This window comes from Stieleria sp. JC731 (assembly GCF_020966635.1).
GTDB lineage: Bacteria > Planctomycetota > Planctomycetia > Pirellulales > Pirellulaceae > Stieleria.
Window position 1 is genome coordinate 579457 of the sequence record NZ_JAJKFQ010000002.1, and the last position, 13228, is coordinate 592684.

General features: G+C 54.0%; 10 protein-coding genes. 4 read left to right on the forward strand and 6 right to left on the reverse strand.

Annotated features, from left to right (window positions below; all coding sequences use genetic code 11):
* Window positions 1–62 precede the first annotated feature (62 nt).
* The 5 genes from LOC67_RS07820 to LOC67_RS07840 form a co-directional block, all read right to left on the reverse strand.
* Complete coding sequence (locus LOC67_RS07820) at window positions 63–1094, reverse strand: VWA domain-containing protein (RefSeq protein ID WP_230261976.1); 1032 nt, start codon at window positions 1092–1094, stop codon at window positions 63–65.
* Window positions 1081–1965 (reverse strand): hypothetical protein, encoded by an 885-nt coding sequence (locus LOC67_RS07825; protein ID WP_230261977.1) that lies wholly within the window; start codon window positions 1963–1965, stop codon window positions 1081–1083. The genes LOC67_RS07820 and LOC67_RS07825 overlap by 14 nt, the downstream gene beginning before the upstream one ends.
* Window positions 1966–2096: 131 nt before the next feature.
* On the reverse strand, window positions 2097–3140 hold the full coding sequence (locus LOC67_RS07830) for a DUF58 domain-containing protein (protein WP_230261978.1): 1044 nt from the start codon (window positions 3138–3140) through the stop codon (window positions 2097–2099).
* A 41-nt stretch (window positions 3141–3181) separates the two neighbouring features.
* A complete protein-coding gene (locus LOC67_RS07835; RefSeq protein ID WP_230261979.1) occupies window positions 3182–4168 on the reverse strand; it encodes an AAA family ATPase in 987 nt (328 codons plus the stop codon).
* A gap of 542 nt (window positions 4169–4710) precedes the next feature.
* Window positions 4711–5166, reverse strand: coding sequence for an Hsp20/alpha crystallin family protein (locus tag LOC67_RS07840; protein ID WP_230261980.1), 456 nt, complete (start codon window positions 5164–5166; stop codon window positions 4711–4713).
* A gap of 374 nt (window positions 5167–5540) precedes the next feature.
* On the opposite strand from LOC67_RS07840, the gene LOC67_RS07845 reads away from it, so the two are divergent.
* Window positions 5541–8195 carry a serine/threonine protein kinase gene (locus LOC67_RS07845; RefSeq protein ID WP_230261981.1) on the forward strand — a complete coding sequence of 885 codons (2655 nt, stop codon included), beginning with the start codon at window positions 5541–5543 and terminating at the stop codon, window positions 8193–8195.
* A 49-nt stretch (window positions 8196–8244) separates the two neighbouring features.
* Here the strand turns inward: LOC67_RS07845 and LOC67_RS07850 are convergent, their stop codons facing one another.
* Window positions 8245–9480, reverse strand: a complete 1236-nt coding sequence (locus LOC67_RS07850) for a hypothetical protein (protein WP_230261982.1) — start codon at window positions 9478–9480, stop codon at window positions 8245–8247.
* Window positions 9481–9671: 191 nt separating this feature from the next.
* Between LOC67_RS07850 and xseB the strand changes: the two genes are divergently transcribed.
* From xseB to dxs, 3 genes are all read left to right on the forward strand, one after another.
* Complete coding sequence (gene xseB, locus LOC67_RS07855) at window positions 9672–10055, forward strand: exodeoxyribonuclease VII small subunit (RefSeq protein ID WP_230261983.1); 384 nt, start codon at window positions 9672–9674, stop codon at window positions 10053–10055.
* Window positions 10056–10108: 53 nt separating this feature from the next.
* Window positions 10109–11215, forward strand: a complete 1107-nt coding sequence (locus LOC67_RS07860; protein WP_230261984.1) for a polyprenyl synthetase family protein — start codon at window positions 10109–10111, stop codon at window positions 11213–11215.
* 65 nt (window positions 11216–11280) lie between these two features.
* Window positions 11281–13212 carry a 1-deoxy-D-xylulose-5-phosphate synthase gene (dxs, locus tag LOC67_RS07865; RefSeq protein WP_230261985.1) on the forward strand — a complete coding sequence of 644 codons (1932 nt, stop codon included), beginning with the start codon at window positions 11281–11283 and terminating at the stop codon, window positions 13210–13212.
* Window positions 13213–13228 lie beyond the last annotated feature (16 nt).

Genomic DNA, 13228 nt, shown 5'->3' on the forward strand with positions numbered 1-13228 from the left:
ATATCGGCTTGACCAACGATTTCACATGGGTGATGTGAATCGTAAACGAATATCGTGGCGTGTTAGGGTAATGATCGAAAAATCGTGGCCCGGGAAATCAGCGACACCGCCATCAGGACCAATCCAAAGACCAGAGGAAACCGATAGCGTTCATCGTATTGCAGATAACGTTGCTCGGTCACTTTTGTCCGCTCCATCGAATCAATTTGCTCGTAGATCCCGAGTAGACTTTCGCGGTCCGTCGCACGGAAATATTGCCCGTCGGTTTTGTCAGCGATCGAGCGGAGCGTCTCCTCATCCAGCTCCACTTTAACTTCGGTCAACACAGTCCGTCCCGTAAAGGGATCGACCGCAGGGTAGGGCGCCCGCCCGTGGGTTCCCGTTCCGATGCAATAGACTTTTACGTCGCTAGCCTGGGCAACTTCAGCAGCCTGTTCTGGGGAAACGATTCCGACGTTGTTCGATCCATCGGTCAGCAGGATCACAACTTTCGACTTGGTTTTGCTCCGCCGCAATCGTTCGACCGCAAGCGCAAGAGCGTCTCCGATTGCGGTTCCATCTTCCTGCCGCGAATTGGCGATTTCCAAGTCCTGCACCATGCTGACAAGGTTGCCGTGATCGAGTGTCAGCGGACAAAGGCTGTCCGCAAAACCCGCGAACGCGATGAGACCGATCGCGTCGTCGCGACGACCTTTGGTATCAGCCTGCTCGTCGCCCAAAACGAACTTTCGAAAGACTTCTTTGACCACCTGCAACCGATCAACACTGTAATCGTCTTGCACCAAGTCGCGTGCCTTCATGGACCCCGACCGATCGACAACCATCATGATCGCGATCCCGTCACGTGAAACGCGACTTTCGGAATTTGGAGATCTGGGCCCTGCCAGTGCGATGATTCCCAAAGCGACGGCAACGGTCATCAATAGGGCAGGGAGTTTCGCCAACCAAACGCGGACCACCGAAGCATGCTCACCGGCAATGTCAAGCGAAGAAAACTGCAGCACACTTGGGTTTGTCACCGACCATCGATAGACCCACGGTAATACGATCAACAGCAACAGGTAGAGCGGATCGCGGAATTCAATGTCCGACATTATCGCCTCCCTGCTTCGTCTCCTCGAGAAAACGCTTGGCGATTTCGATCGATCGAGCGGTTTCTGATGTCGATGGCTTCGCACCGGCAAACTTGACCAAGTCGGCATGCCGTAAAAAATCGCGAAGCAGACCTTGGTGAGCTGACGAAATGTCAGGCGAATTACTGATCGAAGCGAGAAACTCTTCTGTCGTCAGTTCCGGCGCCCGCATCTCGAAACGATCTTCGATGTACTGACGAATGATCGCGGTTAGTTGGACGTAAAACTGATCGACCTGAGGTTCGGTTTCTCGTGGTGACAACAGGAGTTCTTCCAGACGAGCGATGGCGATTTCGAATGCCGACCGACGTCGTTCTTGTTTCTTGGACTTGGCCCAGAAAACGATCGCGGCAACACCAAGAACCATCGCGATGAATGCTCCGGCGATCCACCAAAGAGCACTTCCGTTTTCCCCAGAAGCAACCTGTGGTTCCAGTCGGCCCATCGGTGGTTTCAGTTCGGCAGTCGTATCGGAAGGAAGCACGCTTTGGACTTCGAATTTGACACGTTCGGTTAGGATCTCGTACGCATCAAGTCCTTCGGGGCTCGGTTGCTTGCCTTCGCGTCGATCGATGTACTCAATCAATATGGGAGGGACGACCTGCGGTCCGGACGACGGTGATTCCAAACGATAAGTCTGGGTTTCGAAGGTACGCCCCTGATCGCCGATTGTCTTTCGCGGTGCAAAGTCAAGAATCGCAAAGCGATGAAGTGCAGAGCCAAAGTCCGGCATCAAAACTTCAACGTCCTTCTCCGCTTCGACTTCGATTGTCAGTTTGATCGTGTCACCGATCACTGGCGACTTTGGTTCCAGCGTGACCTTGACCTTCACAGGACCCGATATTTGCGAAGACGAAATTGAATCGGTGTCCGCGTACGATCGTGATGCAAAGCATCCGCAGAAGATCAAGAACGCAAGGAAGAGTGTACTTGCGAGGCGAAGATTGGATTGACGCCACCCATTCATCGTCGCATCCTCCGTTGACGCATGTGAAAGAATTTCACAAGTGGGTCAACCACGTCACCGCTGGAATCGATATGAATGAAGTCGATTCCCGAAGCAGCGAATTGACGGCGCAGCGTTTCGACACGTTGAAGACTTTCCCGCTGAACGGTCTCGCGAAAGCTGGTCGACGATGTGTCGAACTGGCGAACCACGCCGGTTTCGGCATCCTCTAAATTGACCAAGCCAACCGATGGAAATTCTAATTCCTTTGGATCGGTTACTAGAACAGCGATCACGTCGTGTTTGCGATTGGCACTTTGCATTGGACGGAGATACCCGTCATCTAGAAAGTCACTAATCACGAAGCAAATTGTCTTTCGTGTTGTCACCGACATCAAGAATTCCATCGCGCCGGCAATATTGGTCGCCTGCCTTCCGGTTCTCCACCACGCTCGTCGACGAAACCTTGGCAACCAGCGACGGAACTTATTCTTGCGCGAGGATCCCGCATCTGCCAGACGGTTCTCGGCAGAGAGTTCTTGCCGATCAGCCCTTTTATCACCAAGCGTTTTGTCACCAGCGGAGGACTTGGCCTCGACTTGGCCGTGGGCCAGCACTTCTCGAATCACTCGTAAGGAGTGTTTGCTTCCTTTTCTGGCCGGAATGTATTGTTCGATGTTTCCATGAAACAGAGTCAGTCCGATCTTGTCATCGTTTTGGTTTGCCGAAAAAGCCAACAACGCACTGAGCTCTGCGGTAGCCTCGCGTTTGCTACGGGTCACTGACCCAAAATCCTGTGAAGCAGAGACGTCCGCCATGACCATCAATGTCAATTGGCGGTCTTCGACGTATCGCTTCACGAACGGTTCGCCGACTCTGGCGGTCACATTCCAATCGATCGTTCGGACATCATCTCCGGGAACGTACGGCCGGACTTCATCGAATTCGATACCGCGACCTTTGAAGACAGACTCGTACTGCCCGGCTAAAACGTCAGCAACTTGACGCCCGGTTCGAATTTGAATGTCACGAACACGTCGAATGACTTCGCGCGGCAGCATGATTTCCCTATGCAGTTATCGAGGCGAAAGGCGGCGAAACCTTAGGGAACAGGCACATTGTCTAAGATGTCTCGCAACACCCCGTCAATCGTTTTGCCTTCCGCTTCTGCTTCGTAGGTCAAAACGAGCCGGTGGCGGAGGACATCCGGTGCGAGCGACTTAATGTCATGTGGCGTAACGTAGCTGCGTCCATCAAGAAATGCATGAGCCTTGCCTGCTTTGAGAAGAAAGATAGAAGCACGCGGACTGGCTCCCATCTCGATCATATTCTCCAGCGGGTTTGTCGAATCGGCGTCGGATGAACGCGTTGCCCGAACGACATCGACGGCGTAGTCACGAACCTTTTCGTCACACCAGACTTTTTCGACAACCGCACGAATCTCCATGATCTCTTGCGGTGAAGCGACAGGCGTTATCTCTGGAATCGGCTTGCCCCCGGCGATTCGGTCGACGATTTTGCGTTCATCATCGCGACTGGGATACTCGACGGTGGCCTTCAGCATAAAACGGTCGACCTGCGCTTCGGGAAGCGGATAGGTGCCCTCCTGTTCGATCGGGTTTTGCGTCGCCATCACCAGAAACGGTTCGTCAAACCGAAATGTTTCGGTGCCGATCGTAACTTGCTTCTCCTGCATCGCTTCGAGCAAAGCTGCCTGCACCTTTGCCGGGGCCCGGTTGATCTCGTCCGCCAACACAAGATTTGAAAAGATTGGGCCTTGCTTGACGCTGTAGGTTGCCTCTTTGGGATTAAAAATCTCGGTGCCGATCACATCGGCGGGCAACATATCAGGCGTAAACTGGATCCGCGAAAAATCGGTGCGAATGGCTTTGGCGAGCGAGCTGACCGTCAATGTCTTGGCCAAGCCCGGCACCCCTTCCAGCAGAACATGCCCGCCGGTAATCAGTCCGATTAGCAGCCGCGAAACCATCTTCTCTTGGCCGACCAACAGACGACCGACTTCGTCCGTTAGGCGACTGCAAATTTGCGAATACTTGGCAATCTGTTCGTCAAGCTGCGGGGCATTCATGCGTTCGAATACAACAAGCGTCGAGAGGGCAATTGGTGGGGCCCGGTTTATTCCCAAGGCCGCATGATTTCCTAAGACACGAAACATTCTCCGTTTCGCGATGCTCGATCTTAGGCGGATCTATATTTTGCGTTCAGTTCTTAATCTAGCGTTCAGTTCTTAATCTAGCGTTCTGATTCTTAATCTAGCGTTCTGGCCGCCGAGAGAAAACGCCGTGACTAGAAAAGCTTTCCCCCGATGCCTTAACGGTAGCGGACGATTGCCACTCCTTCAGCGACACACACCAAATCGGTGTGGACTTCGTTGCCAAACATCGAGCATTGACTCGAAAGAACTTTGCAGCCAATTTTTTCCTGGCAACAAATTCGCTGCCGACGCCGATTGCCCCGCCAATGGTGGAACCGAGCGATTAAGAAACGACGACATCAACAAAAACCGGCGAGAAGCGTTCGCCAGGGACACGGTCTGGATAACGTGTCACTGGCGAACACTTCTCGCCTTCAGTAGGACAAAAGAATCTTTACGATCAAGTCGATAAGCGACTAAGTTTGACGAGCCTTGATCTCGATTTTCTTAGGAAGCACCTCAGGACGCTTCGCCAAAGTTACCGACAAAACTCCGTCGGCATACGAAGCCTCAATCGATTCGGGATCAACTGAATCCGGCAACGGAATCACTCGGCGGACTTCGCCCCAATGGCGTTCGTCGTGCAAGTACTTTCGATTATCGTTTTCTTCACGCTTACGAGTCGCATTGATTTGCAAGTGACCATCTTCAAATGAGACATCCAGCTGTTCGAGGCTGAATCCAGGCAAATCCATCGCCAGATGGTATTGGTCACCTTCTTCCCAAATCGAAACCGGGGGCGTCCATCGTCGACCATTGTTGGTCACGACAGGATGAAATAGACGATCAAACAACTCATCCATCTCGCGGCTCGCCATCGCCAAAGGCCTGGGACCGAGCGAGCGAGAAAGAGCAGAACTTAGTTGACTCATGGTTCAAATCCTCCAATTCACTCGTTGGAACCGATTGGTTTAAAACAGAGCTCTGCAAATTTGACAGGCTCTCCGAATGCCTTTTGAAAAATGCAAGCTGCGTGCCAATTGACTCGATGTCACCGGTCCGTCCGCCTCGGCTTTTCCCTCATTTTCAGATGCATGCCCATGAAGCAATCGACAGTGCCCTGAATTGCCAAGCCACGCCTGGTCAAAGTCGATCGATTCTTTAAATGACAGTCTGCTGTTAGAATTGACGGTTGTTCATTTTCCCGTGCCACGAACACCCGCCCCATGACTGCTACCCAATGCAGATCAAGTGCCCTCATTGCCACTCCACACTTTCGCTAACGTCCCCCAAACCGGGCCGGTACATGCCGAAGTGCAAGAAGTGCAGGGCTCCCTTTGTGGTACACATCAGTGCGGACGACCCACCCAAAGTTCGTGTTGGTATTCCCAAGAAGCCGCGGGCTGATAAGCAAAACGCCCCAAACCTTCCCGCCCCCGCGTCGAACGATCATATTCATAGCGATCCCAACCTGACTCGGCCGGTAATCGATCCTGAACGCACCCGCTCCGGATCAGAAGAAACGATCGACCAAACGATCGCGGCCAGTGACGAACAAACTGGGTCGGTCAAAGCCGGACTTGGCAAAGCGACAGACTTATCCATATCGAGTTCATCGACACGCGGTCGCAGTTCCGCAAAGCCCTCATCAGGCACGCAATCTTCAAAACCGAGTTCGCCAGCAGACCCCCAGGATTCCGAACCGTCGGAAATCCCATCTCGGTTGGGCGGGTACAGATTGATTCGCATGTTGGGCCGTGGTGCGATGGGCGCTGTCTATCAAGCCAAACAGATCTCTCTGGATCGCGACGTTGCTCTGAAAACCATACGTGCACGTTTCGCCAGCAGCCCTGCGTCACTCGCCCGCTTTACCCGCGAAGCCTACGCGGCCGCTCAGCTAACGCACCACAATGTGGTCCAGATCTACGACTTTGGTGAAGACAACGGGCTGCACTATTTTTCGATGGAGTGGATCCGTGGCGGATCACTTGCAGACCTCGTTCGTCAAAAAGGAAGCATCTCACCAAAGCTCGCCGCCACCTACATTCTGCAGGCGGCACGCGGCCTACAGTTCGCGCACCGCAACGGCATGGTGCACCGCGATGTCAAACCCGCCAATTTACTGCTCGCCGAAGACGGGGTTGTGAAAGTTGCCGATCTGGGATTGGTAAAGATCCCCGATCAAGTCGATCCCGAACCGATCGCCGAAGAACACTTATTAAGCGGTCTTCAGAGCGGCACACAGGTCACGATGCAGGGAACTGCCGTTGGAACGCCTGCATACATGGCACCGGAGCAGTCTGCAGATTCGAGCACGGTCGACCATCGCGCGGACATCTACTCGCTCGGTTGTAGCCTGTTTTTTCTGCTAACAGGTCGATCGCCATATTCAGGGGATGAGCCCATCGATGTGCTAGAGATGCACGCCAAATCGCCGGTTCCAGACCTTGCCGAAGCCAACCCGCGTGCTCCACATGAGCTGGCAGATATCATCTCGCGGTCGATGGCGAAACGTCCCACGGAACGATATGCGTCGCTGGCCGAAATGATCGACGATTTGCAATCGTTTCTAGGGCTCGATGTCACCGTTGGATTCTCACCCACAAACGAACAAGCCGATCGATGGGAAACACTTGCGGCAAACTATGCAAAGACACAAAGGTTTAATCGATTCGGTGAGCCGCTACTGATCGCTTTTGCGGTAGCGATGGCGTTCGCCACGATAGGAATCACCGCATCATCACTGTCGATGGCTTTACTAGCGCCGGTACTATTCGTGTCGACTTGCATCTCGGCAGTGACCTTTGGTGCATTGGGTGGCAGCAGTGTGATTGCGAAACAGGTACGCGCGTGGTTTGAAACCCTGTCGTTGTTTGAAACCATCGTTTTCGGAATCGCTTCATTGGCCCTAACCTTTGTCACGGTCGTGACAGGACTTTGGATCGGTGCGATCGCTGGCCTAGTCCTTGGCATTGGTCTGGGGGCCGCCTATCACTTTGCGATCGTCACGACGTCCGAAAAGTCTGGGCAAGAAGCCTTGAACCAAGCGAAACATTTCGTTCGCGATTTGCGAATCGATGGCGTCGAAGAAAACGGACTGCGTGACTTCATCGCTCGCTACGCTGGTGACCGCTGGCAGCTCGTGTTCGAAGCTTTATTTGGATACGACGCCATGGTTTCGATGCGATCGCGACTTGCATCGGATAACTCGTATAGCGGATCGACCGCAGGAAACTCGATCCGCGATCGCATCTACAAGAAACTTGCGGTAAAAGCCAAAGCCAAACGCGAAGCAAAGGACCAACAGAAACTCGCCAACCTGGAAAGAGAATCGCTTATCAGTCAGGGCGTTTCCGTAAGGGATGCCCAGGAACAAGCTTGGCAAGTTGCCGCTGCGGTGATGGAAGGCGTTCAAAAAGTCGTCGATTCGACCAACGGTGACGAACGAGTCCAGGCAGAAGCCAAACGCCAAAGAATCAAAGCCATGCTGGCTGATGCACGGAGTGGAAAATACAAACGACAAAGAGACCGCCATGCGAGTTGGAAGCTCGCCTTGTCGGGATACACTCGTATGCTGGTTGGCTGTTTGATGCTGACGATCTTTGCCTTCGCGTTGCAAGCGACAGGCGTGATCAACGACGAAGTCATCGCGACCGCACGTCGTGGCGATCTAACACTTCAAAACATGCCAAATGCGGAAACGGGCGTGCTTGGTGTCACCGTCAGCGTCTGGTCGATTGGGATCGCGGGCATCCTGCTATGCATGTCTGCGTTCGTGTCCGGGTGGAGAATGTCACCCTTCGCATTGGTCGCAACATTGACGATCTTGTTCGGACCAAGAATGGGCATCCCCGATGTCGGATTGATCCAAGCATGGATGATCGCCGCTGCGGCAGGCATGGCTGTCTACATCCCAGGTGCCATCTACGGCGAGGAACCCGAACCGGAGCTGTGGATCTAGATCCACAGCATTGAGCGATTGAACTGTAGAGCAACCAACAAAGCTGCCGTTAGCTCTTTTCGCCTTTGCGTTTCGCAGACAGCCCCAACTTTTGCATCCAGCGAGTTGTCACACCATTTTCGAAATCGAGTGTCAAACGCTGCTTCAGATCATCAAGTTGACGGCGTAGATTATCGTTGACCTTTTCCAGCTCAACAGTTCGACGGGCTAGCTGCGCCCGCTCAAGCGAAGAACGGATTTCGATTTCACGTAGCTTTTCTTCGACCTCTTCTTGAAGCAGCGTTAACCGTTCGCGCTCTTGCATAATGATCTGATCACCGGACAAGATGGCCTCGATCGTTTCATCCTTCGCGGTTAGGTCCTTTGGCCCGAACAGATCTACGTTGTCACGATCATCAGAAGCACTGGCTTCAAAAGCACCGCCTTCAGAAGCACTGGGTGTCTCGCGAAACGTCATGGATACCGACTTCAATGCCTCAATCTCGGCAAGGTAGCGCAACGACTGTTGTTCGTACTGCTGCTCAGCATCCCGCAACTGTTCGATTTCGTCATGCAATTGATCGAGATACTTGATCGCGTCGTCCGCTGTTGTGAGCCCTCTGGCGGATGACTTCGAAGCCGACTCCGGATTTTGTTTGGCCTGTCGCCCCTGCAAATTGCACAGAAACTCTTCGGCGTCGAAAGAATCGTTTTCCAGCTGTTCGATGATTTGCTGTTTACGTTCCTGCCATGTCAAAGCCCCCGGGGCGTTTATGGGCGAATCGCTTTTCGGAACTGCCTTGACTCGATTCGCGTCGGACAACTGCGAAGACAGCGTCGAATTTTTCTGCTTGAGCTCTCCAAAGTCCTCATACAGACCCTGCAGCTGCTTGCGTAGCGATTCGTTTTCCTCACGCAGGCGATTGTTGTCGCCAATGATCGCTAGGGTCTCACTACTGACCTGGTCAACGCCACCGATATCGCTTGACAGGGTTGGGTCGTCAATGGATTCGAACGAAAGGTCTTCAGACTCGGCGATCGAGTAATCTCCCACCTGACATTCTGAAGTTTCGGAATCAGGCTCAATCAGTGACTCAGACTGGGCAACCGGAGAATGCTGCGGAGCCGAGGACATCTCAAGATGCCCTTCGTCGCGCAGCCGGACGATCAGCCGCGAAAGCAATTCCGAATTCTGTTCAATCGCCGATAGGACTCCGTCGACCGCATCCGGATCGATAGCATCGACTGGCACAGGCTCCTGCGGCAGCTCGTTCAGCGGTGATGATGCCTCGTGTTCAGCGGTCATGATGGAAAGAATCAGTTTTCGCGACAGGACGGACGAACGCCCCGAAATGCAATTTTGCCTGGGTTTCGAGATCGTCACACCAAAACGACAACTCGACAAATTCATCTACGTCGCGACAATAGAAACGTCAAAAACATGAGGGCTAAGAGACGCCCTGCTGTAGGGAAACCCATCCCTCCCCTAGGACTTCGATGGCCAAAAAGAAGCAAAAAACGTCAGATTCAGAACTAACCGGAATCAATTTCGAAAGTTCACTGCTCGAGGTTGAACAAATCGTCGAGCAGCTCGAAAGTGGGGAACTGGGTCTATCGGAATCACTGGGCCAATACGAGAAAGGCATTGAAAAAATCAAACAATGCCATCAGGTCCTGCAGCGAGCTGAGCAAAAGATCCTCCTGCTGACCCAAGTTGACGAAGACGGAACCGCCCACACGCAGGATGTCGAACCCGCCGAAACGGCGGCAGAGCTAAGCACACAAGACCGGGACAAGGCTTCCGCAAAGCAGCCCGCATCTCGTGCCAGACGCAAAAAACGTGATCCCGACAACGTGGACGACTCAGGTGGGCTTTTTTAAACTCTACCATTCCTGCGAATCCAACTCGCTCCCCAAAAACCCGCTTCGATCGCTTGGCTCCCCCCCCTACCGACTCAGACCGTGATTCGGGGAACTCCCCGAACAATCTCTCGACAAACAAGCTTTCGGCGTCTGACCCGCTGCCAGTCAAAGAGCAGTTCAGTCAGGCGATGCAAGAATTTCGTGAACTTGTGGAACGATCGCTTTCCGATGCGGTCACAGAAGCCTGCAGAAGCGAGGCAGGCAGAAACGCAGCCAATGGCGACGGTTCAGCTCTGCAACCTGGTAGCCTCTTCCCGGGCAGCCAATGCCCAACGGAACTTGCCGACGCGATCGAATACGCCTTGCTAGCTCCCGGAAAAAGACTTCGTCCGGCACTGGTTTTGATGGCCTGCGAAGCCTGCGGTGGTGATCTCCGCCAGGGACTCCCTGGGGCGGTGGCCGTGGAAATGATTCATGCTTATTCGCTGATTCACGATGATCTGCCGGCGATGGACGATGACGATCTGCGTCGCGGCCGGCCGACCGTCCACATCAAATTCAGTGAATCAACCGCGATCCTTGCCGGTGACGCATTGCAGCCAATGGCATTTGCTCACCTTTGTCGTCATGTCGATGATCCCAGTCGGCTAGCCGCCGCGGTGCAACTACTGGCAACGGCGGCAGGACCTGCAAACCTGGTCGGTGGGCAAGCTGATGACTTAGCGGCGGAAAGCCAGCAAGATGAACATCCGCTTGCCAATGAACGTATTAAGGCGGATTCTGACGAACGGAATCTGCGTTTAGAAAAATTGCGTGCAATCCATCGCCGCAAAACAGGGGCGTTGTTTTCCGCGTCACTACAACTTGGTGCGGTCCTGGTTGGCGCAGAGGAATCGATGCGTCAATCGCTGGCAAATTACGCGTCCGACATAGGCTTGGCATTCCAAGTCGTCGATGACTTATTGGATTACACTGCCGACGAAAACGAGCTCGGTAAACGAGTTCAAAAAGACGCGGGGCGAGGCAAGCTGACATATCCGGCAATCATGGGCATCGAAGGTGCCCGCTGCCACGCAAGTGAACTGATTGAGTCTGCAAAGCAACATGTGTCCGTTTTCGGAGACGCCGCTTGGCGGTTAAACACACTGGCCGACTACGTCTTGGCCCGAACTCATTGACCCGAACACTCAACCTCACCAACGGACTGGTGCAAAGCACGCGAACCATGAATAAGGATGGGCAATTGACTGAAGCTTATCACCCGCACTTGGCCGACCTTGTCGACGCCAGCGCCCTGAAAGACTTTTCGAACGACCAACTGGAAGCCACCGCGGGCGAGATCCGCGACGTCTTGTGCAACCTGTTGGCAACACGCACGGCACACTTCGCGTCCAACCTTGGTGTTGTTGAGCTGTGCTTGGCGCTGCACTGTGAATTCGACTTCCGCACCGACCGACTGATTTGGGATACGGGGCACCAAATCTATCCGCATAAATTGGTGACCGGGCGCTACCACGAATTCCCATCGATCCGGACTCAAGGCGGGCTGATGGGTTACCCAAACCCATCCGAAAGCGAGTATGACCTGTTTATGACCGGACATGCCGGCTGCAGCGTCAGTACCGCTGTCGGTCTACGCAGCGGCGACATTCTGGTCGGACAGGAAAAACGTCGAACGGTGGCGGTGATCGGTGATGGCGCTTTCCCAAGTGGCATCGTCTTTGAAGCGTTGAACAACGCCGGCGAGCTGGAAGATGACCTGACGATCGTCTTGAACGACAATAAAATGTCAATCTGCCCACGCGTCGGTTCCGTCGCAGGCTACCTGGATCGGCTTCGTGGCAATCCGTATTACACGGGACTGAAAAGCGAGATCGGTAAACTTCTTGAACAGATCCCAATGCTGGGCGACCCTGCTGAGCGTTTCCTTGCTCAGATGAAGGAAGGCGTCAAAGCGGGTCTGTTGGGCGGGATGCTTTTCGAAGAGCTTAATATCCGCTACATCGGCCCGATCGACGGTCACGACATCCCATTGCTTCGCAAGTACCTGGCGATGGTTCGTGAGATGAAAGGCCCGGTACTATTGCACGTCGTTACCGAAAAAGGTCACGGGTACAAACCGGCTGCCGCCGACCCGGTCTACTTCCATACGCCACCCGCATTTGAAGATCGCGACGGTAAACCGATCGCACGCAAAAGTGATGGGTTGCCCGCGTTCACCAACCATGCTCGCGATTCAATCAGCGCCGCCCTTGCGGACAACGAAAAGGTTTCGGTGATTACCGCGGCGATGTGCCAAGGCAACAAGCTTGAACCGGTTCGTGAGAAATTCCCCAAGCAGTTTTTCGACGTCGGGATCTGCGAGTCTCACGCCGTCGCATTCGCCGCGGGCCAATGTAAATCAGGCGCCCGCCCGATCGTTGACATCTACAGCACCTTCCTGCAGCGAAGCTACGATCAAATCTTCCAAGAGGTCTGTCTACAAGACCTGCCCGTCGTGTTCATGATGGACCGCGCCGGTTTGACCGGGCCCGATGGACCGACGCACCACGGTGTTTACGATATCGGATACATGCGGATGTTCCCGAACATGGTCGTCATGGCACCCGCTTACGCCCAAGAAGTCGAGATGATGCTTTCGGCAGCGCTCCAGCACGATCACCCGTGTGGAATCCGCTACCCGAAAGCCTCCGCGATGCAGCTGGAAAACATCCCAGCACCGATCGAAATCGGCAAAAGCGAAGTCATTCGCGAAGGTGACGACGGGACAATCGTCGCATTCGGGGCAACATTAGAAAACGCTTTAGCGGCAGCCGATCTGCTCGCCGAGGAGCTTAGCATTCGCGTGATCAATGCACGTTTCGCCAAGCCTATCGATCTGGATATGGTTCGCGATTCGATCCAAAGCAGTCGCTTCGTACTGACAGTCGAAGAACACACCAAAGTCGGTGGCTTTGGATCTGCGTTTATCGAAGCGGCTGTCAGCGAACGGCTCGATACCCGATCGGTCTATACTGTTGGCCTACCGGACAGCTTTGTTGAACACGGCGACCGCAATGACTTGCTACATCAGTGCGGGTTAAGCCCTCAGGCACTTGCCGATCAGTGCCGCCAAGCGGCCAAAGAAGCGGGCATTGACCGCAGCTTCAGCTCGTCGTCCGTGACCACCAAGTAGCTCGACGACGAAATCG

What these genes read in the sequence shown, in the direction of transcription:
- LOC67_RS07820 (WP_230261976.1), bottom strand. Translation starts at nt 1,094, where the DNA reads ATGTCGGACATTGAATTCCGCGATCCGCTCTACCTGTTGCTGTTGATC.
- LOC67_RS07830 (WP_230261978.1), bottom strand. Translation starts at nt 3,140, where the DNA reads ATGCTGCCGCGCGAAGTCATTCGACGTGTTCGTGACATTCAAATTCGA.
- LOC67_RS07835 (WP_230261979.1), bottom strand. Translation starts at nt 4,168, where the DNA reads ATGAATGCCCCGCAGCTTGACGAACAGATTGCCAAGTATTCGCAAATT.
- LOC67_RS07840 (WP_230261980.1), bottom strand. Translation starts at nt 5,166, where the DNA reads ATGAGTCAACTAAGTTCTGCTCTTTCTCGCTCGCTCGGTCCCAGGCCT.
- LOC67_RS07845 (WP_230261981.1), top strand. Translation starts at nt 5,541, where the DNA reads ATGCCGAAGTGCAAGAAGTGCAGGGCTCCCTTTGTGGTACACATCAGT.
- LOC67_RS07850 (WP_230261982.1), bottom strand. Translation starts at nt 9,480, where the DNA reads ATGACCGCTGAACACGAGGCATCATCACCGCTGAACGAGCTGCCGCAG.
- xseB (WP_230261983.1), top strand. Translation starts at nt 9,672, where the DNA reads ATGGCCAAAAAGAAGCAAAAAACGTCAGATTCAGAACTAACCGGAATC.